The sequence below is a fragment of the Pseudonocardia sp. TMWB2A genome (assembly GCF_017312135.1).
In genome coordinates, this window is sequence record NZ_QKQY01000004.1 from 190,088 (window position 1) to 209,274 (window position 19,187).

22 protein-coding genes are annotated in these 19,187 nt (G+C 68.7%); 17 read left to right on the plus strand and 5 right to left on the minus strand.

Translation table 11 applies throughout. The features are described 5' to 3' along the window. Positions 1–166 precede the first annotated feature (166 nt). The 4 genes from DMP17_RS46055 to DMP17_RS46070 all read left to right on the plus strand — a co-directional run bounded on the left by DMP17_RS46055 (position 167) and on the right by DMP17_RS46070 (position 2,463). On the plus strand, positions 167–1,543 hold the full coding sequence (locus tag DMP17_RS46055) for a hypothetical protein (RefSeq protein ID WP_337832994.1): 1,377 nt from the start codon (positions 167–169) through the stop codon (positions 1,541–1,543). 105 nt (positions 1,544–1,648) lie between these two features. After that, complete coding sequence (locus DMP17_RS46060; RefSeq protein WP_337832995.1) at positions 1,649–2,002, plus strand: hypothetical protein; 354 nt, start codon at positions 1,649–1,651, stop codon at positions 2,000–2,002. 75 nt (positions 2,003–2,077) lie between these two features. Next, complete coding sequence (locus DMP17_RS46065; protein ID WP_337832996.1) at positions 2,078–2,284, plus strand: hypothetical protein; 207 nt, start codon at positions 2,078–2,080, stop codon at positions 2,282–2,284. Beyond that, positions 2,281–2,463: a hypothetical protein gene (locus DMP17_RS46070; RefSeq protein WP_337832997.1), complete on the plus strand. Its 183-nt coding sequence runs from the start codon at positions 2,281–2,283 to the stop codon at positions 2,461–2,463. Before DMP17_RS46065 ends, DMP17_RS46070 begins: the two co-directional genes overlap by 4 nt. A 1,024-nt stretch (positions 2,464–3,487) precedes the next feature. Here the strand turns inward: DMP17_RS46070 and DMP17_RS46075 are convergent. Beyond that, positions 3,488–3,955 carry an MmpS family transport accessory protein gene (locus DMP17_RS46075; RefSeq protein ID WP_337833027.1) on the minus strand — a complete coding sequence of 156 codons (468 nt, stop codon included), beginning with the start codon at positions 3,953–3,955 and terminating at the stop codon, positions 3,488–3,490. On the opposite strand from DMP17_RS46075, the gene DMP17_RS46080 reads away from it, so the two are divergent. Next, positions 3,842–4,210, plus strand: a complete 369-nt coding sequence (locus tag DMP17_RS46080) for a hypothetical protein (protein ID WP_337833029.1) — start codon at positions 3,842–3,844, stop codon at positions 4,208–4,210. The genes DMP17_RS46075 and DMP17_RS46080 overlap by 114 nt on opposite strands. A 711-nt stretch (positions 4,211–4,921) precedes the next feature. Here the strand turns inward: DMP17_RS46080 and DMP17_RS46085 are convergent. Genes DMP17_RS46085 through DMP17_RS46095 form a run of 3 tightly spaced genes read right to left on the minus strand, consistent with a single transcriptional unit; the run spans position 4,922 to position 7,024 of the window. Further along, positions 4,922–5,386 (minus strand): hypothetical protein, encoded by a 465-nt coding sequence (locus tag DMP17_RS46085; RefSeq protein ID WP_337832998.1) that lies wholly within the window; start codon positions 5,384–5,386, stop codon positions 4,922–4,924. Between the two features lie 49 nt (positions 5,387–5,435). Continuing rightward, positions 5,436–6,563: a hypothetical protein gene (locus tag DMP17_RS46090; protein WP_337832999.1), complete on the minus strand. Its 1,128-nt coding sequence runs from the start codon at positions 6,561–6,563 to the stop codon at positions 5,436–5,438. Continuing rightward, positions 6,563–7,024, minus strand: coding sequence for a hypothetical protein (locus DMP17_RS46095; protein WP_337833000.1), 462 nt, complete (start codon positions 7,022–7,024; stop codon positions 6,563–6,565). The genes DMP17_RS46090 and DMP17_RS46095 overlap by 1 nt, the downstream gene beginning before the upstream one ends. Before the next feature lie 110 nt (positions 7,025–7,134). On the opposite strand from DMP17_RS46095, the gene DMP17_RS46100 reads away from it, so the two are divergent. From DMP17_RS46100 to DMP17_RS46140, 9 genes are all read left to right on the plus strand, one after another. After that, entirely contained in the window at positions 7,135–7,680 is a 546-nt protein-coding gene (locus tag DMP17_RS46100) for a head maturation protease, ClpP-related (RefSeq protein ID WP_337833001.1), read from the plus strand. Positions 7,681–7,777: 97 nt separating this feature from the next. Further along, positions 7,778–8,344: a hypothetical protein gene (locus tag DMP17_RS46105; RefSeq protein WP_337833002.1), complete on the plus strand. Its 567-nt coding sequence runs from the start codon at positions 7,778–7,780 to the stop codon at positions 8,342–8,344. Between the two features lie 128 nt (positions 8,345–8,472). Continuing rightward, complete coding sequence (locus DMP17_RS46110) at positions 8,473–8,763, plus strand: hypothetical protein (RefSeq protein ID WP_337833003.1); 291 nt, start codon at positions 8,473–8,475, stop codon at positions 8,761–8,763. Next, complete coding sequence (locus tag DMP17_RS46115) at positions 8,753–9,121, plus strand: hypothetical protein (RefSeq protein WP_337833004.1); 369 nt, start codon at positions 8,753–8,755, stop codon at positions 9,119–9,121. The genes DMP17_RS46110 and DMP17_RS46115 overlap by 11 nt, the downstream gene beginning before the upstream one ends. After that, positions 9,114–9,290, plus strand: a complete 177-nt coding sequence (locus DMP17_RS46120) for a hypothetical protein (protein ID WP_337833005.1) — start codon at positions 9,114–9,116, stop codon at positions 9,288–9,290. The genes DMP17_RS46115 and DMP17_RS46120 overlap by 8 nt, the downstream gene beginning before the upstream one ends. Positions 9,291–9,867: 577 nt before the next feature. Beyond that, positions 9,868–10,755 (plus strand): hypothetical protein, encoded by an 888-nt coding sequence (locus DMP17_RS46125; RefSeq protein WP_337833006.1) that lies wholly within the window; start codon positions 9,868–9,870, stop codon positions 10,753–10,755. After that, positions 10,752–10,946, plus strand: coding sequence for a hypothetical protein (locus DMP17_RS46130; RefSeq protein ID WP_337833007.1), 195 nt, complete (start codon positions 10,752–10,754; stop codon positions 10,944–10,946). The genes DMP17_RS46125 and DMP17_RS46130 overlap by 4 nt, the downstream gene beginning before the upstream one ends. A 428-nt stretch (positions 10,947–11,374) precedes the next feature. Continuing rightward, on the plus strand, positions 11,375–12,598 hold the full coding sequence (locus tag DMP17_RS46135; protein ID WP_337833008.1) for a glucuronyl esterase domain-containing protein: 1,224 nt from the start codon (positions 11,375–11,377) through the stop codon (positions 12,596–12,598). Positions 12,599–12,752: 154 nt separating this feature from the next. Then, entirely contained in the window at positions 12,753–13,883 is a 1,131-nt protein-coding gene (locus DMP17_RS46140; RefSeq protein WP_337833009.1) for a hypothetical protein, read from the plus strand. Between the two features lie 10 nt (positions 13,884–13,893). Here the strand turns inward: DMP17_RS46140 and DMP17_RS46145 are convergent, their stop codons facing one another. Beyond that, positions 13,894–14,334, minus strand: coding sequence for a helix-turn-helix domain-containing protein (locus tag DMP17_RS46145; protein ID WP_337833010.1), 441 nt, complete (start codon positions 14,332–14,334; stop codon positions 13,894–13,896). Between the two features lie 207 nt (positions 14,335–14,541). Between DMP17_RS46145 and DMP17_RS46150 the strand changes: the two genes are divergently transcribed. The 3 genes from DMP17_RS46150 (at position 14,542) to DMP17_RS46160 (ending at position 19,136) form a co-directional block, all read left to right on the plus strand. Further along, positions 14,542–15,774, plus strand: coding sequence for an MFS transporter (locus DMP17_RS46150; protein ID WP_337833011.1), 1,233 nt, complete (start codon positions 14,542–14,544; stop codon positions 15,772–15,774). 1,081 nt (positions 15,775–16,855) lie between these two features. Continuing rightward, positions 16,856–18,220, plus strand: a complete 1,365-nt coding sequence (locus DMP17_RS46155) for a GGDEF domain-containing protein (protein ID WP_337833012.1) — start codon at positions 16,856–16,858, stop codon at positions 18,218–18,220. A gap of 4 nt (positions 18,221–18,224) precedes the next feature. Next, positions 18,225–19,136 (plus strand): hypothetical protein, encoded by a 912-nt coding sequence (locus DMP17_RS46160; protein WP_337833013.1) that lies wholly within the window; start codon positions 18,225–18,227, stop codon positions 19,134–19,136. Positions 19,137–19,187 lie beyond the last annotated feature (51 nt).

Consider the following 19,187-nt stretch of genomic DNA (forward strand, 5'->3'; position numbering starts at 1 on the left):
GGGTCGGCAACGAGGGACGGGGAGCCATCGTTAGAGCCTAGACCTGCGCTAGCCGGGATTCCATGGATGATCCCGCCAAGCGCTAAGTGTTTCGTATCGTTACAGCGCAACGCAACATATTACTTAACTATTGACTTAACGCTACGTTTCACCTACGCTCGACGCTGTGAGCGAGCAGCCCTCCCCGGACATCTCGGCCGATGACGGCGCGGCGCCGGACGTCCGAGCTGACGCGGAGGTCCCGATCGCGGCCGAGGGGTCGTCGGGCGGGCCGACGTGGAGGGCGCAGCTACGCCGGCCCGATCTGGAGCCGTGCCAGTTTCCGGGCGGGTGCGCGAACACCATGGAGTACGCGGGGTCCGGGCGACGGCCGAAGTACTGCTACCAGATCGTGGGCGGGGTCATGCACGACCGCGTCAACGCCAAGCGGATCCTCGACGGCGGCACGCCCGCCCGGCGCCGTGGCGAGGTCGACGACGCGCTGGCCCGCCCGATCGCCCGCGCCGGGCAGAGCGTGACCGACCAGGTCGCCGCGCTCATCGCGCGCCTGGACCACAGCAGCAGCGAGCTGCGCGACGCCCTGGACACGCTGGCCGATCCCGAGGCGGTCGCGGCGGAGATCGCCGCGGCCCAGCGGGCCGCGCGCGCCGAGGTCGACGCCGCGCAGGCCGTGGCCGACGAGGCCCGCGCCCAGGCCCGCGCCGCCCGCGCCGACGCCGAGGCCGCGCGACGCTCCGCGGCCGCCTCCGATGCCGAAGCCGCCGACGCCGCCGAGGCCCGCGCCGACGCCGAGCTCGCCCGTGACACCGCGATCGCTGCACGCGACGTCCTCAAGAGTGAGATCGCGCAGGTCCGCGCCGAGCTCGAGCAGCGCGACACCGAGCTGGCCGCAGTCCTCGCCGAGCGGGCAACGCTCACCGCCGCACGTGACTCCGCGATCGCCGCCCGCGACACCGCGACCGCGGAGTCCGCCCGGATCACCACCGAACTGCGGGCCGTGACCCGCGAGCACACCCGCGTCGAGACCGAGCTCGCCGACGCCCGCCGGCAGGTGGAGGTGCTGGTCGGCGAACGCGACACTGCGGCCGCAGATCTGGGCGCGGCCCGCCGTGACTTCGACCGGGCCGAGACCGACCGCGCCCGGTTGGCCGACGAGCTGCACGAGGTTCGCGAACAGGCCGTCGAGCACCGGGCCGCACGCGCCGCGGCGGAGAGCAGCCTGGCCGCGCTGCGTGAACAGCTCGCCCACGACGTCGACCGCGAACGCGCCTACGGCGAACAGCGCCTCGCCGACGCCGAAACCCGCCACCGCGCCCAGCTCGCCGAGCTGCGCACCGACCTCGCGCGGCTGAGCGGACAGATGACCAGCCGGACTCCTGAACCCGACACCGGCCCCGCGACCGACTCCGGGGCCGGTCGAGGCACGGGCGGACGTAGGGCCCGCCCCCGGGCGGCGCAGCGCCGGCCCGGCCCCACCGCCACCACGACCGAGACCGCACCTGCCGACGAGACCCGACCCGTCGCCCCCGATGCTCAGGAGTGAGGCCCCGTGAACTCCGCCTTCCCCACCGGACCCGCATCCCCCACCCCTGCTCATCAGGTGGGGCCTCCCCCACACCTGGGGCCCACCGCCGCCCCGCGGCCAGTGATGGCCAGCACGACCGGGCCGCTCGCCCCGGGGGCCGGGCCGTCGCTGTGCTGCGACCGGTGCGGGCAGGCCGCGGCCGACCCGCTGCAGCAGATCCTGATGAGCGCGGTGTGGCTGATCCCCGGCCCCGACGGCCCGACCCCCGCCCGCTACTGCCGAGCCTGTCCTCCCGACGGCCCGATCACCGACCTGACTTGTCTGCGCTGTGGCGATGGACCTCTGCTGGTCGGCGATCTCGCAGTCGATCCCTCCGGGCCCGATGACGTGCTGCCCGCGGCCGCGCGGGACTGGCTTGCTGCGGCGGGCTGGCGCCTGGACGGGCCGGTGTGCCCCGACTGCCGACCGCGCCGCTGACCGATCTCGACGGCGCATGGTCGCTGTCAGGGGCGTCCGGTATGACGTGTCCTGGAACGAGCTGAGGAGGACGTCGTGCCTGCGCCTGACCCTGCTTCTGCGTACGCGCCACTGGTGGAGCGCCTTGCGCAGATCCTTGATCCGGTCGCGTTCGACGACCGCGCCGAGCCCCGCACGCTTGGAGCGTTATGGGATCAGACCTGCCGGCGCATGACCGCCCAGCAGCACGCCGCCCGCGCGATCGCCGCCGGATGGGCGCCCACCTCGGAGACGGCGCCATGACGAGCCAGGACCGCGACGCCCGCACCGTGCTCGTCGACTTCCGGCCCGTCCGGATGCTGGCGGGGTCCACGTTGATCGACGAGCTCGGCTCCGGGGACTGGTTCGTCGGGCCCTCCGGCGAGCTATCCGAGGTGCCTTGCTCAGTATCGAGCATCCGAACCTCTGGACCGAGGTCATGAACCTGTCGATGTCGAAGCAGGAGCGCCTGTGAAGCGCCACGCGAGCCGCTGGCGCAGCATTGGCCCCGCCCGCCCGGACCGGGTCGCGTTTGTCCCCCAGAACGACCGCGGCCGGCCAGCCGGCGCCACCCCACCGGTGCCCCGCGCTGTGGCGCCGCTCCGTGCCCGCCAGGGCCAGTGCTCGACGTGCGGGCAGATCGCACAGGTGAAGGTCGGGAACCTCCTGCCCCACCACAGCCCAGACCGTATCGCGTGCCGCGGCCGTCGACCGGCCTGGGCTGAGCTTGTCCGGCACCGCTGCCAGGACTGCGGCACCTCCGCCGGGCTGGGCGCCCGCGTCCCTGCCGACCACCACACTCCCACCGGGGAGCCGTGCAACGGCGCTGCGCAGCTGGTGCCCACCGGGCGCCGGACCACCTATCGCCAGCCCCCACCCACCCCACGGATCCCAATGCGGCGCGGGAGGCCTCACCCCGACGCCGCCGAGCGGGCTCGCCGAGCCGAGAAGCGCGCCACTCTTCCGGCCGAGAAGCGACTCGCGAGCGATGCAGCCCGCGCCGCCAGGCAGGGGAGCACCTCCCGGAAGCGCATCCAGCAGCTGACCGAGGAACAGCAGGGGCCCCGCATCCGGGCGGCCGCGGAGCTGGACGGTCGCTACCAGCACCCGGAGGACCTGCCCGGCGGCCCGCCGCACGCGTATCGACTCCCACAGCAACCAACCATCCCGCCTTTGCCGTTCACGGCCTCGGCCGCGCCGGTGCAGGAGGTCCGGGCCCCCACTCCCGAACCGCCCCCGCATACCAAGCTCGTGCCCGTGCAGGAGGTGCCCATCAAGCCCCGGGAGGCGGCGGCCACGCCACCGCACTACCTGTCTGACCCCTTCCGCCCGTGACCGAGCCGGTGCGGTCGCTTTCGGCAGTACGTCGTCGGAGGGTCTTGCGGGATCGGCAGCTAGGCCCCCGAACAAGTGTGCTCCGGCTGCCGTCCGGCGCGTTCGCTGAGGGACCGATGCTCGCGGTCTCCGCTAGTCCTGACAGGTGACGATCGCGTAGGCGCCCTCGGAGGAGTTCTCCGAGATCACGTTGCCGGACGGCCCGATGATCTGGCAGGAGATCGTGCCGCCGCCGGAGTTCTGCGCGGAGATGTAGGCGAAGCTCATTCCGCTGTAACCGGGAGACTCCACCGACTTCGACCAGGGCAGCTCGGCCGAGGAGACCTGCGAGGTATTCCCGCCGGTGCTGCTGTAGGTGATCATCGCGCTGTTCTTGCCGGTGATCTTGTAGGTATAGGTCGAGCTCGGCTCGACATACGCCGTGGTCGGGGCGGCGGGGGCTCCAGCGCCTCTGCAGCGGTCGCAGCTCTTGCAGCGAAGGCGTCCGTGGATGCCGTCGCAGCGCTCACGGAGCGCACCGAAGCAGCCGAGCGCTCGATTGCAGCACTGGCTAAGCGCACTGACGCCCTCGAAGCCCGTACGACCGTCTGGACAGGCCACTTCACCCAAGAGACGACGGTGCAGGTGGCTGTCGGGGGCACCAGGGACATACCAATCACTTGGGCAACGCCAGCCCCGTCGACGACCTACTCGGCGGCCGCAGCTGTGTCCGTAGCCGCTGCTCTGCTGGGCAAGGTGACAGCCACGGTGAAGCAGGGCTCGAAGACGAAGACCGGCTGCGTGGTGACGGTGCAGAACTCGGGTCTAGTCACGCTGGCTATTGGAGCCGAGGTCTCCGTCATCGCTGTCGGCTGATCTACGGTGAGTCGATGTTCGTGCGTTGCGGGTAGTTCGGCTCAGCGGTAACAACAGGCGCCTGTTGGCTTGGTTCCGTTAAGGGATACGGCCCGATCTGAGCGACACCCTGTGTGGCCGGGAGTCTGCGAATGCCTAAACTTGTGTATAGAGCGAGTCGTCTCTCGGCAGTCTCGATAGCAGCATCACCGAATACGCCCAGCCTTGGATGTTGCGACGCTATGCGGCGAAGCTTCGAATCCAAGTGATCTATGTCTGCCTCAAACCTGCTGGCAGTCGTAGGTCTTGTCATACGATGCAGAATCTTGACTGAAATATCGAGGTCGTACCGGTGGTGGGGTTTGTCGGCAAATTGACTTCGTAGGGCTTCCAGCATGTGCCATAAGCGCTCACTTGCGAACTTGAAGCGGCGATCCGCCTCGTCCATGGCGGCAAAACTGTCGGGCCTACCAACAATCATTGGTTCATTGCTATAGGACTGAACGATCAGCGAACCAGCGTCGCCCCTTCGACTTGATGGAAGCGTCGCCCGGAGCTCGGGGACCGTCGATCGTGGTCCAGCCTCTTGGACGTCCTGTACGTCGGCTGGGGGAGGGCCAGCGCCGGGCGCAACCTGCTCGGCGGCATGGCGGACAGCCCTCTCGATGGTCAAGCGGGTTTCGCGTTCCATGCGCCAGCGGAACGGTCCCCAACCAACAACCCTGGTCATGCTCACGACGAGCCTCCGATCAGCAGGGCGACGACTGCGATACCGCCGGCCACGATGGAGGTGGCCACGCACCTGAACGCCCACGCCTTCACCGAGATTACGACGGTCTCGTTGGTCTGGGCTACCAGCCGCATCAACGTCTCCATAGCTACAACTCGCTGCACGTCGGTATACGTGGGGTCGATCGCCGAGAAGTTCGGCTCGATGAGCCGGTCACGAGCGATCGTGATGAGGGCCAGTAGAAGGCCGAGCCCAAGCACGGCGGAGGCAGCGATGTCAGGCCAGCTGTTAGGGGTGACCTGCAAGCCCGTGCCAACGAGAGCTCCAGCGACAGCCTGAACGAACGTCACAACGACTTTGGCCGTATCGACCTGTGCTCGTTGGCGCTGAGCGATGCGCTCGACCTGAGCTGCTTCGTACGCCTCGACGACAGCTCTAGCGGCCAGCTCGTCGTTCGTCTCTGCCACCGGGTGAGGGTACCGGTCAGCCAGCTGACATGGATCTCATCAGTCTTGACTATCGACGTCCGCCAGCCCCGGTGCCAGACGGGTCGTTCGTCTCAGCGTCGTCGTCCGGCTTGACGGGAGTGTCGTGAGTGACGCGAGCTTCGTTCTTACCAATCAGGGCTTCAAGAAGCCGCAGCTGATGGTGGATCGTTTCGGCGTGGGCGTCCATGTTGCGAGCTGTCCAACTGATTCTCTTACGCTTGTCGAGGCTATCCCTCAGATCGACAATAGCTTCAAGCATGTCGTGGACCGATCCCAGACGTAGCCGCTCAAGGATCATCACTATCTCGGTCACGTCGGCTGGCTTGAGATCGGGTCCGGCCCCCGTGGCGAAGGTTGAGAAATCTTTCTGCAGTTCAGAGAGCTGGTGCTGCAGGTTTAACTGCATTGACTCAATATTGCCATTAGCAAGGGCAGGCTTGCCCGGCACTGCGTGAAAGTACAGGTCAGGCATCCGCCCAAGCCTCGAGCTTGGCTTTACTGGATGCAATGCGCGTTCGACGTCTTTGAGAGTTTCCCAAAGCTTGTTTGACGCTTCGTAAAGCGGAGAATGCGTACCAGGATTGCGAGCGGCGTCTCGTAGCTTGTCAGCCCAAAGCAGTTTCAATCGGAGACTGTTTGAGGCCTCGTACTCATAAGCGATGGACTGAATAGTTTGTAGCTGCGACTCACTGATCTGGGCTTTATCGATCAGTTTGGCAACCTCGATCAGGTGACTACTAGCGACGTTGCTCAGGTACTCGACTACTTGAGACCGCTCCTCTGTAAGGTCAGTCTGGCTCGGATTGACGCCGAAGCCGCCTACGAAAAGGTCAGGCTCAGGAACGATCGCAAGAAGGGATCTAGAGTGCTCCGGGAGTGTCAGCTCTGCGGAACTTTCGGAGATGTGCCAGTTGAGGCTTGTGTCCAGAATCAGGTTGCTCGGTCTCGGCGCAGCGGTGTCCTGTTCCTCTTCCGGCGCAGCTGCGTGCTTCGGACCCGAAGCCGGTGCGGGCTGTGGCTCTGGCTCAGGTGGCGTGTCTGCTGCGGCCGGCTCCTGCCGAGGGACAGCCGCTACGGCGTCCTCGATGGCCTTGCGGCGGGCACGCTCCCCTGGGAGTCGGAACGGCCCCCAGCCAACAACCTTGGTGTAGGACATCAGGTACCTCCAACCAGTAGAGCAACTGCGGCGACAAGGCCAGCGAGGAACGAGACAAACAGGCAGGCGGCTGCGGCGAACTTGACCTGGCCGACGACTGCCTCGTTGGACCGGGCGCAGCTCGTGATGAGGACCTGCATCATCTTGAGCTTCGAGGTGTCGGTCTCGGTGGGGCTGATCGCTCCGAAGTCAGGCTCGATGAGGCGATCGGCGAACACCGTGACGAGGGCGAGCAGGAACCCGAAGCCGAGCAGAACAGTCGCCACGGCATCAGGCCAGAGGTTCGGCGTCACCTGGAGGCCAGTACCCACGAGCGTGGCGGCGATGGCCTGGGCGAACGTCACGACGACCTTCGCAGTGTCGACCTGAGACCGCTGCCGTGTTGCGATGCGTTCGGCATGTGCCTGCTCCTGAGCTTCGACAGCCGCCCTGCGGGCCAGCTCGTCGGGTGTCTCCGCCACCTACCGAGGTTACCGGAGTGAGCCTGACCTGCCGAGATCGTCGGTCGAGGCTTCGGGGTTGCTAGAGAATCCCTTATCGCGGTCGATTCTCCGAATACGCTTTGCAGTCAATGAACGACCCACGCCGTCAACTGGCACCTGTTATGTCTGGCAAGGCTCAGAATGAAAGCTGGTATCGCGTCTTCGCCAAGGGCAACAAGACTGCGACGATTGAGCTGTACGACGAGATTGGCATTTGGGGCACCACTGCCAAGTCGTTCGTGAACGAGCTGAAAGACCTTGACACTAAGACCATCGAGCTACACATCAACTCGCTTGGTGGTGACGCATGGGATGGCATTGCCATCTACAACGCTTTGCGTGACCACTCAGCAAAAGTGATAGTAACAGTCGACGGTCTCGCTGCGTCAGCAGCAGGGCTTGTTACCATGGCCGGTGACGAAGTAATCATGAACCGCCATTCGGAACTGATGATTCATGAGGCCTGGGGCATGTGCATGGGCAATGCCGAAGCAATGGCCGACATGGTCACTCGACTGGACAAGATCTCAGCCAACATTGCAGCGGTCTATGCAGATCGTGCGGGCGGGACAGTCGACTGTCCCAGCGCCTCGCCGAGTACGCCGCACGGAACTACGAGCGACAGGCCGCGTTGACCAACAACCCCGGAAGCAGGCGAAGCTGCGGGGAAAGGCCGCGGAGGAGCGGCGGAAGGCCGGGCTCCCGCAGCCAGGGCAGGCACCCCCGCCGCCGATGGCTGCTGGGCGGCCGGGGGTCGAGATGGACGCCCCGACGGTGCGCCTCGGTGCGGTGCCGCCCGTGTCACAGCCCGCGGGGCGGCCGGTCGAGGTCCGGGAGGGCGGCGTCGGGCTCCAGCAGAAGATCAAGGCCGGCGTGGTCGGGCTGATGTGCGTGGGCGCGCTGATCGGGTGCGTGAACTACATGACCAGCGACGGCGACACCTCCGCCTCGGCGGCCGGTGGGACCGGTGGCGGGTCGAGCTACACGGCCGCCGATGTGACCGCCTGCGACGTCGCCGAGGAGCAGATGCAGGCCGTCGGGGACATCGACCTCGAGCAGCCGCCCGAGGACGCGGCGTTCTTCACCTTCGCCGCCGCGGAGCAGGTCCAGGGCGCGGCGGGCACGGCCGACGACCGGGTCCTGACCAGGCAGCTCGGGGACGGCGCCGCGCTGCTTCGGGACATGGGCGCGACCCTGGCGCCGAACCTGACGCCTCGCGAGGAGGTCGCCCCGGCGGGCGGGACCGCGGTGTTCGGGCCGATCGTCGAGACCTGCCGCGGGGTGTACGCCGCGGGGTGACCCGGGACGCCGGGAGCGCCGCGGGGGCGCCCCCGGCTGTGCGGTTCGGCGCGGGGCTCGACCGTGCACCGCACCTCGGCGGGATGCCCGGTGGCGGCACGGCTACTCGCTGAGTCACGATCCAAGGTGTGGACTTGACGCCCCTCCAGCGGATCACGCTGCACCGCCTCGTCGAGGGCGAGGTGACGGCGGCGACGGCGCACTGGCGGTCGCTGCGGTGGCTGCGCCGGTACGGGCTCGTGGACGCCGATCACGTCCCCACCGACGAGGGGCGGGCGTACCTGGTCGAGCTGCGCGCGGAGGTGCAGCGGCGGAGGGACGCACGCGACGCGGCGGAGGACCGTCGGCGCCGCGAGGACCCGCTGTGGGGGATGCGAGACTCGATCCGGCGGTGGAAGGCCGGCGAGCGTGACCGGTGACAAGCCGTCCGCCGCGGAGCTGACCGACGCGGCGGTGGCGCGGATCCAGGCGGTGTGCGACGCGGAGCGGATGCGGTACGAGGAGGTCGTCGCCCGCGACCCGTCGGTGAAGGCCGCGATGGAGGGCGTCTACGGCGACGAGCTGTCGGCGTGCGTGCACGCGGTCCGGGACGCCTACCTCGCGGAGGGGGTCTCCCGGGAGCGGGCGGTGCAGGCGTCGGAGTCGTGGCTGATGATCAAATCCGGAGTGCGGGGCGACCTCGCGTTCGGTGACGACATCCTGGCCGATTTTGCGTCGGGGAAGCTGCGGCGCGGTGGCAGAGGCATGGGCGCCGCCTACGATGACCGGCGTGAGTGATGAGACCGCGCCGCCGGAAGTCCCGACCGTGCGAACTCGTGCGGCCGCGTTGGGCGATCGACTCGCGATGCACTTCGAGGCCGGGCGGGTTCGCCTCGACGGCGTCCAGGTGACCGACCTGGACACACCAGCCCCGGAGGGCACCCGCATCGTCATCGCCGGGAGCTGACAACGTCCGCACCTCGGCTCCGAGCACAGGCTCATCGGGCTCTCCAGAGGCCTGTACGAAGTGACCTGCTCAGCTGGACCGAGGTCAGGACCCTGTCGACGTCATTCGAGATCGACAGGGCGCAGCAGGGCGAGAGCGGGCAGGCCGGCGCTGCCCCCGGGATGGGGTTCCTCTTCTCCTCGGCCAGGAACCTCCGCCACCGGGCCCCCTCGAGCGAGGGACCTGCACGACGGTGCGCACCAGCGAGTCGTCGCGCTCGGAGGGCGCCCCCCACACCTACTCCCGGTGGGCTCCCCATCAGGGCGCCCGGTCCGTACATCAGTCGGCACCTGCCAGAACCAACCGTCCCCACCGGTCGGCTCCATCCGGTGTGATGTTCTCGCAGGACGGTGCCGACAGCACAGCACCAGGTAGCTGATCGAGGTCCCCGGACGGTGAACGGCAATGGACGTCGCATGGGCCTAGCAGCGGCGTAACATCGGGCCTAGCACGCACTGTGCATCGTACGAGGCGAGCCGGTAACTGAGGTCCGTTCGCCCTGCATCCCGGGGCCCTTCAGCCTGGCAATCTAAGTGGCATGAGTCCGTCCACCCGCACCGGGTCCACCCCGGCAGCTGATCGTCGTCGCCCCCCGCCCCCGCCCCGCGACGAGAGCATCCACAAGGTTCTCGCACCGACACGTCGGTCGATCGTCCCGATCCGCAACGGCTTCGTCCAGCTCGGCCACGGCAAGACCACGAAGCCGGGCCCGCTCGCCAGCTTCGTGACGGGCCACGACGAGCGTGGTCTCGATGCCTACCTGCTCGTCCACGGCATCGCCAGCGCGGCGGCCCCGCACACCGCGGTGCTCCACTCCGGCGCCTGGGCCCGCCTGCTCGGGATCGGCGACACCGCCACCCCCACCTCGGCGAAGGCAGCCGTTTCGAAGGTTATGCGGCGCCTGGAGCAGCGCAAGCTCATTCTGCGGAGCCGACGGAAACGCGCTTCCGTCCTGACTCTCCTGCGGGAGGACGGCAGCGGCGAGGAGTTCAAGCGCGCGGAGGGCCACAGCCGCGACGACCGCTGGCTCCAGTTCCCCCACAGCTACTGGGCCGACAACCTGCACACGAAGCTGGAGCTGCCCGGCAAGGCGATGTTGCTCATCGCCCTCAGCCGCCCCAGCGGCTTCCCGATGCCCGAGCAGAAGGCCTCCGAGTGGTACGGCCTGTCCTCGTCGACGATCGGCGCTGGACTCCGTGAGCTCGTCCGCGCGGGCATCCTGCTGCGTGACCAGAGGTGGATCGAGAACGCCAAGTCCGAGCACGGTTTCACCCAGGACTACCGGTACACCCTCGTGGGGGACTACTCCATCGAGGCGCGCAAGACCGCTGCGAAGAGCCGCTACGCGCACCAGGCGACCACGGATGCCGACATCGCCACGGACATCGAGGACGCCCTCGGCGAGCTCGACGAGGAGACCCAGTGATCGCCCCCGTCCTGCACAGCCTCGCCAACGGCGGTGTGCAGCTCACCTCCATCATCGCCACGATCCTCGTGGCGCTCATCGTCATCGTCATCGTCACCGCGGCCGCCGTCGCGCTGTTCCACCCGGACGCAGCCCGCCGTAAGGACGCCCGCGCCGTGCTGACGACCCTCGTCCCTCGCCGGAGGCGCTGATCTCCGGCCAGGGTCGCAGATGACACTGCGGCCGCCGACCAACAACCGCTTCATGGTGGAAGACGTCGTTCTGGGCGGTGGGCTCGTCGCCCCAGACCGGGGCTCTCCCTATGAACCTCACCTCGAGCCCGTCCCTCGACGCCTGCATCCGAGATAATCCCTGGCCTGCCCGGCACCGCTGATCAGGGTTGTCCCCATACCCAACGAGGTGGGCTGCATCCCGAACAGGAGGGCCGTATCCCAAGGCGACCGCAGCACGACCACAGTGCCAACCGCACCGGTGCGAGACCACAAGCTGCCCGGAAGCAGAGCGCGCAAGCGGACCACTACACAGTAGATCTAATCGACTAGATCCTTTACCATCCTCGTATCAAAGGATGGACGGTCGGATGAGGGCTGGGACTCGCCGCCGGCGTGCACCGATAGGTGTGGTCGCCGGGACTGTCGCGTTGCTCGTGGCCGTGCTCCCCGCCGAGGAGTCCGAGGTCGCGGTGACGCGGTCAGCGACGGTCGGCGTCGACCGGTCCCCGGCCGTGGCCGCCGCGGCCGTGCGGGCGGCGGTCCCGCTGGGTGGCCTGGAGGTCCCGGATCCGCTCGCTCTGGACTCGGGTGGTCGTGTCACCAGCGTGCGCCAGTGGGAGCAGCAGCGCCGCCCCCAGCTGCTCGAGGCCTTCCAGAAGAACGTCTACGGCACCTCGCTACCCGCACCGACGAAGACGACGTTCTCCGAGGACAGCAGCGGCGGCGGCGGGTCGGCCAAGAAGGTCACGATCACGGTGACCGGGCCTGAAGACACGGCGAGCTTCACGCTGCGGCTGTTCACCCCGTCGTCGGGCAAGCCGAAGGGCACGTTCCTGCTGATCGACCACCGGGGCTCGGTGGGAGACGACCCGGGTTCGGGGGGCTACGCCCCGGTCTCGACGATCACCGGTGACGGCTATGCCCTGGCCGCGCTCAACGCCGACGAGGTCGCCCCCGACGACGCCGGTTCTTACCGCAACGGCGTGATCAACGCGTTCTACCCCGCCGGACAGGACCTCCCGGCCGACGCGGGCCGCACGATCAGTGCGTGGGCGTGGGGCGCCAGCCGAGCGATGGACTACCTGCAGACCGACCCCGACATCGACCCGACCAAGGTCGCGGTGATCGGACACTCCCGCGGCGGGAAGGCCGCGCTGTGGGCCGGAGCCCAGGACCCGCGGTTCCCGGTGGTCATCTCGAACAACTCCGGCTCCACCGGCGCGAAGCTCGCCCGCCGCGACTCCTCGGGCGAATCGATCTCGGCGATCAACTCCCAGTTCCCGCACTGGTTCCCCGAGACCTACAAGCGTTTCGACGGCAACGCCGACGCCCTGCCGGTGGACCAGAACGAGCTGCTCGCGCTGATCGCGCCGGGCCGGGTCGTGGTCGCCTCGGCCGCCGACGACGGCAACGCCGACCCGCAGGGCGAGTTCCTGTCCTACCTCGGTGCCGCCCCGGTCTATGAGCTCTACGGGCTCGGGGAGACCGGCTTGTCCTCCGCCAGCTGGCCGCCGGCCACGGGGAAGGGCTTCCGCGGCCCGGGGATGAGCTATCACCTGCGATCCGGGGGGCACGGGCTTGAAGACGCCGACTGGCAGATCTACCTGGGCAGCAACCTGTTCACGCGCTGATCAGCGGCGTCGTGTCGCAGCCGCGGTCGCCGGCGCGGCCGCGGCGCTGCTCCTCGTCGGGTGCACGGCCCCATCCCCCACCGGCTCCCCCGGGACGCCGCCCCCGCCTGCCAGGCAGGCGTTCGATCCCCCGACGGCGTTCGGGCCCGCCGCGTTGTCCCTCGGCGGGGACACCGGACTCCCGGCCCCGCAGGTCCTCGACGGCGTCTACGGCTGGTCGTTGTCCGACACCGGCCTGACCCGGGTCGACCTGACCTCGGGTGAGGCCATCGTGGGCGGCTTCCCCCAGGCCCCGCTGTTCAGCGGACTGGACGTGTCCCGCCCGACCGCGATCGGTGCCCCGCCGGTCCTCGGCGCCCCGGTGCTGGCCGACCTGCCCGAGGGCCGTCGGGTCCTGGCGGCCTGGCCGGTCGAGCAGCCCGGCCAGGGCACCACCCCGGCCCGCCGCGGCATCGAGCTGGTCGCCGCGGATCCGGGCACCGCCCGCACGCTGTCCTCCATCACCGTCCCTCTGCCTCCCGAGTGGCTCGAGGAGTCGCTGACGGGCTTCACGGTCTCGGTCGCCGGCGTGGTTGGGACCACGGCCATCGTGAGCGCCTCGACCTCCGCCACCGCCCACACCGCCGCAGTCGACCTGGCAGGGGGAACCCTGCGATGGTCCGCGCCCGGCGTCGCTGCTGTGCTCGTCGGCGAGGGCACCGTCGCCGTCGAGGCCCGCGACCTCGTCGAGCGTGAACTGCGCGGCCTCAGCATCGGCGACGGCAGCACCCGCTGGGCCGGGCTCACGGGCAGCGCGGTGTGGCCGGTCGGCCGAGCTCGGATGCTGGTCGACCTGAGCAGCCTGTCACGCCCGGCCGGAGGCAGCCAGGTCGTGGAGATCGCGACCGGGCGGCCGGTCGACAGTCCGCTCAACGGCCAGCTGGGCTGGTCCTGCCGCTCCGACGACCAGGCCCTCACGATCTGCTCGCTCGCCCCCTACGTCGGCACCGACGCCGTCCTCGGGTTCGACGCCGCCGGCGTCGAGCAGTGGCGGATCACCCGCGACTCGGGACGGGTCCCACCGACGGTCACCACCGCCTGGCACGGCATGGTCTACGGCTACACCGACGCCGGACCGCTGGTCCTCGACGGCCGGACCGGCCAGGACAGGATCGCCTCCGCCGCGACGGCCCCTCTGCTGGTCAACGAATACTTCGCGGTGGGTCCCGACGCCCCCGCGACACCCGAACAGCGCCCCAACTACCGCCATCCGTCGCGGCTGGTCGCGAGCCCTACTGCCGGATGAGCGGGGGAGGTCAGGGGCGGTCCGTGCGCTCGGCGTGTCCGGGCGTCGGCATGGCCCGCAGATCAGCGACGACCTGCTCCAGCGCTCGGCGGGTCGCCGGCCGGAGATGACCGATGGCCCGGACCAGCTCGGCGATCTCTGCCTGCCGCACGACCTGCAGCACCTCGAGTTCCTCGGTGCTGACCTGGGCGTAGGGGTCGTCGAGCAGGTAGCTGACCGGCACCTGGAAGAACCGGGCGATGTCCTCCAGGGTTGCCTTCGACGGGTTGGTGGTGCGCCCGAGGCGCAGGTGGTTGAGCGTCCCGCGCGACACCGATCCGCCGGAGGCCCGGATGCCCGCGACCACCTCGTCGAGAGTGGTGGGCCGACCTTGCGACTCCAGCGTGCTGAACAGGTAGTTCAGCTTGTCCGCCAGAGATCGCGAGCCCGCGGAGTCCCCTTGCGCCACCACCCTGCCCCCCTCATCTGGCCCACTCCCGAGTTTCGAGGAGGCTGACGGTAGTTCTACCGGCCAGTGGCGCCATCCCGACGCAGGGACGCCGTGCCCCGGTCGGAGCGGTGTCTGATCAGCTGTTCGCGAGTGTTGTTCGCTTAGTGTGCGGGGTCGCACCCTGGGTATCCGGCGTGTTGCTGTTCGTGACATGGTCGGCCGCCGACTATGAACGATGCCGACTCTGCAGCCGCCGTGCCTGGGCCCCGCCGTCTGACCCAGGTCTTCGCGCTTCGTGAGTTCCGTGCGCTGTGGTCGGCTGAGGTCGTTTCGATCCTGGGCGACCAGCTCGCTCGGGTGGCGTTCTCGGTACTGGTCTACGACCGCACGAGCTCGGCGGCCCTGTCGGCGACCGTGTACGCGTTGACCTTCCTACCCGCGCTGCTCGGCGGTGCGTTGCTGGGATGGGTCGCCGACCGATATCCCCGCCGCCGGGTGATGATCGGCAGCGACCTCGCCCGCGCGGCACTGGTCGTACCGATGGCGTGGCCCGGCCTTCCTCTACCCGTGCTGTGCGCCCTGATCGTGGTCATGGTGCTGCTGGGCTCCCCGCACTCGGCGGCGCAGGGGGCGTTGCTGCCCGAGATCCTGCGCGGCGACCTGCTCGAACGCGGGTACGCCGTTCGCCAGGTGACGGGGCAGATCGCGCAGGTCGCCGGGTTCGCGACCGGCGGCGCACTGCTGGCTCTGCTGAGTCCGCAGACCGCTCTGCTGGCGAACGCCGGGACCTTCGTCCTCTCAGCTGTCGTGCTGACCGCCGGGGTCACGGCTCGGGCGGCGCCCGCTGCTGCCGAGGCCGGCGAGGTCCGTTCCTGGTGGCGTGACATCGCCGACGGGGCGCACACGGTGTTCGCCGATCCCTCGCGTCGCACGTTGGCCCTCGTCGTCTGGATGGCCGGGACCTACATCGCCCCTGAGGGGGTGGCTGCTCCGTACGCCGCGCAGCTGGGCGCTGGTCCGGTCGCCGTCGGGATCCTGCTGGCAGCCATCCCTGCCGGCAGCGTCGTCGGGGCGATCGTCTTCACCCGTTGGGTCCCCCAGGGGGCCCGGGAGCGCTGGATGCTCCCGCTTGCGGTGGTAGCGGGGGTCCCCCTGATGGTGAGCGCGATCGCGACGTCGGTCGTTGCGGTCGCCGCGCTGTGGGCGCTCAGCGGAGCGGCCGTGGCCGCCGCATTGATCCAGGCTCAGGCCGGCTTCGTGCGCCGGACTCCCGCCAGGGCGCGGGGGCGCGCGACCGGGCTTGCCGCCGCCGGCCTGATCGGCGCGCAGGGTATCGGCCTTCTCGCGGCCGGGTTGCTCGCCGAGTGGTCCTCCCCTGGCGTTGCGGTGGCGGTCACCGCCGCCGTCGCTGGGGTCGGGCTCGCGGCCTTGGCGGTGTCTGGGTCGGCCCGAGCGCTGTGAGCGGTGGGGGTGCCGAGGACTTTCCACTCGGGCTCCCCACCGCCTCACCGTCGTCGTGCTTCGCACTTTCACCGCCTGGCCGTCGCCAGTGAAGACCTCAGATCCACACACGGTTACGCATCACGTCGCCTCTCCTCTCTTGCTTGTTTCGACCAGAATCGCGTCACCAGTTCCAGTTACGCATCCATCCTCCTTCCTAGTCGTTCGACCTGACGATCCCAACCGTTCACCAGTTCCAGTTGCGCACGAGCCCTCTCCTCTCCCTTCGCGAATCCCCAGGAATCGTCGAGTCACCAGTTCCAGTTGCGCACGAGCCATCTCCCTTCACGCGATACCTACCAGCGGGATGCATTCACCAGTTCCAGTTGCGCACTGCACACTCCCCTCCTATAGCGACAAGAACAGGCCACTCCACGTTCACCAGTTCCAGTTGCGCACTCAAACCCCTCCTTCGCGCAGGACATGCGGACCCATCGGCAGCGCTATCACCAGTTCCAGTTACGCATTACCCGCACCTTCCCTTCTTCCTCACCCGCCATGACCCGACCACCTGTCACCAGTTCCAGTTACGCATCTCGCCACCTCCAATCGTCACGACTTACCATCGACTCCAGTTCACCAGTTCCAATTACGCACGTTCACCAGATCCCATCTCATCGAGCCCCGCTTCCGTCGCCTGCTTCATTCGCCTGCCTCGTTCACCAGTTCCAGTTGCGCATTACAGCCCCTTTCAATCGAGTCCGACACCTTTACGCTCAGGCTCTTTACTCATTACCAGTTCCAGTTACGCACAGCTCCCCCTCTAGTCGTGGCGACTTCCGCCGGGTTACGACAAATGGCCTAGCTGCGGCGCAGCTCTGCCGACCACACCCGCGTCCGAGGTCGCCCCGGCTCGCGACGGCCTCGACAGGGTAGGCGAGAAACATCGCCACGTCAGCGACACAGTTGATCTTGATAGCCGATTCTGGGCCCTCCCGGCGACCTGCGGATCGATGAGAGCGACACAACTGAGCTGGGATGCAACCGCTCGCCGCCGTCTATGCTGAGACGGGAAAAAACGATCTACGATTCGAGGATTTTCGTGACCTCATCCGCCGCGCGACACGCCGACCGGAGCATCCTCCGGTCAAGGCTGTCGGCGTGGCGGCTCTGGTCACTTCCGCCTCGCGTTCGGGCGCTACTTGTCGCAGTCGAACTCGCCGCTGTGTGCCTACTCACTGTCGACATCGTCATTCACGGCGTCCCCCGCGGGCTGTCGGTGTGGCTGACCGCGGGTGCGCTGGTGGTCCTCAGTGGCGTGCACGCCGAGATATCACTACGCGCTGAGCGACTGCGCCGCCGCATCGCAGAGACCAGGTATATCGACCTGAGTTCGGTGTGGACATTCGCGGGTGCGTTGCTGCTGCCGCCACTACCGGCAGCGTGCACCGTGATCGTCAGCTATACCCATCTGTACTTCCGCGTCTTTCGGCCCGCCGGGACCCCTCCCCATCGACAGTTTTACTCGACGTCCACCGTCGTGTTGGCCGTCTATCTGGTCGCAGCGGTCCGACTAGGCTTCGACGGGTCGAACTCATGGTTCGCGATCGTTGAGATTGCGGCGTGTCTAGCGGTTTACACTGGCACGAACATGTTGCTCGTCGTGAGCGTTATCCGCTTGGCTCAGCCCGGGAGCAGGTTCTTGGCGATCCTGGCCGGCGGCGAGATCGCACTGGAGACCGCCACGCTCAGTCTTGGCGCAATCGTGGCCTACGCGGTGATGCCGGACCACCTTCCGCTCGTGGCACTGCTGATTCCTGCGCTCGTTCTGATGGAACAGACCACTCTCATCAGGCAGCTCGAGACACGGGCGGCGACGGATGCGAAAACCGGCCTGCTGAACGCGGAGGGTTGGCGCTCGCAGGCGCTGCAGCTGCTCGACGCGGCGGAGCGCGACCGCTCCAACGTCGGCGTCCTGATCCTCGACCTCGACTACTTCAAGGAGGTCAACGACCGCTACGGGCACCTGGTCGGTGACGCGGTGCTCCGCGCGGTCGCCGAGGTGATCGAGGCCGAGATCCGTGACCGCGACGCCGCCGGACGCTTCGGCGGGGAGGAGTTCGTCATCGCCCTGGCCGGGGTGCGGGTGCCGGCCGACCGCGACGGCGGAGCGGTCCGTGACGTGGGAGAGCGGATCCGTCGGAGGATCGAGGCCCTGACGGTCGAGGTCGACGGCGACGAGGCTCCCCCGATGCAGGTCTCCGCTCTCACCGCCTCGATCGGGGCCGCGGTCTACCCGGAGGCCGGCCGCGATCTCGACGTTCTGCTCGCGGCCGCGGACGGGGCGCTCTACGCGGCGAAGAACGCCGGGCGGAACCGGGTCCTCGTCAGTCACGGCCCCACTCCGCCTCCGCCTGCCGCTCCCCCGCCCGGCCCGGCGGTGCCGTCGCCGCGACCTGGAGCATGAGGGCGTGCGCAGAGACGACGCGAGCGGTGCCGGACAGGTGGACGACGCGGGCGACGCGGGCTTTCTGCGGCAGTCGGCGGAGTTCGTGTCTCACGCCTGTGCAGGCGGCGCACGTCGCACGGCGCGTCAGGTGCTCGGGGCGTGGGAGCGCTGGTGTCGCCGCGAGGGCTCCGATCCGCTGGTTCTGGATCCCACGGCGATACGGGCGTTCCTGGCCACGGCCCCGGTCGGCCATACCTACCGGGACCGGGAGCGCGCCGAGACGGTCCTGGAGCAGTTCCGGTCGACGGTTGCCGACGACGCCGCCGCGCAACCGAGTACCTCCTCGGGGGCCGCGGCGGTGTCGCCGAGTCCTGCCTCCGCCGCTGCCCCCGATGGCGCCCTCGAGCCCACGGCGCTGATCTGGCTGCTCGACACCGCGGAGGTGATCGACGCGCCGATCCTGGGTCTGTCGCTTCTCGTCGCGGTGAACGGGCTCGGGGTGGGCGAGGCTCTGAGCCTGGACGTTGAGCACGTCGCGTCGACCGACGGTCTGCCCGTGGTTCGCCTACCTCGACGGTGGGGGCGACGGTCGGTGGTTCCGCTCGCTGCGGCGACCGCCGCGGCCCTGACGCAGTGCACCGCCGGGCGATCGGAGGGACCGCTGCTCCGGGCGCTGGACGCCGGCGAGCGGCTCTCGCCGGTGGAGGCCGCCCAGCGTTTCACTGCGGTCGCGGCGGCGGTCGGCCTGGACCGTCAGGTGACGCCGGCGGCGTTGGAGCAGACCTTCGTCTCGCTCGCGCTGAGCGCCGGCGTGCCGATCTCGGCCCTGACGCACGCCCTCGGGGAGGTCGACGGTCGCGCCGAACACTCCCGTCACGCGACCTTTGCCATCTGCAACTACCTTGCGTCACAAGATCCGTTGCGCTTCGTGTAGGCGGTTGGACTCACTGGGTGACGGGGTGCTCCAATGGCTAGTCCCACAACG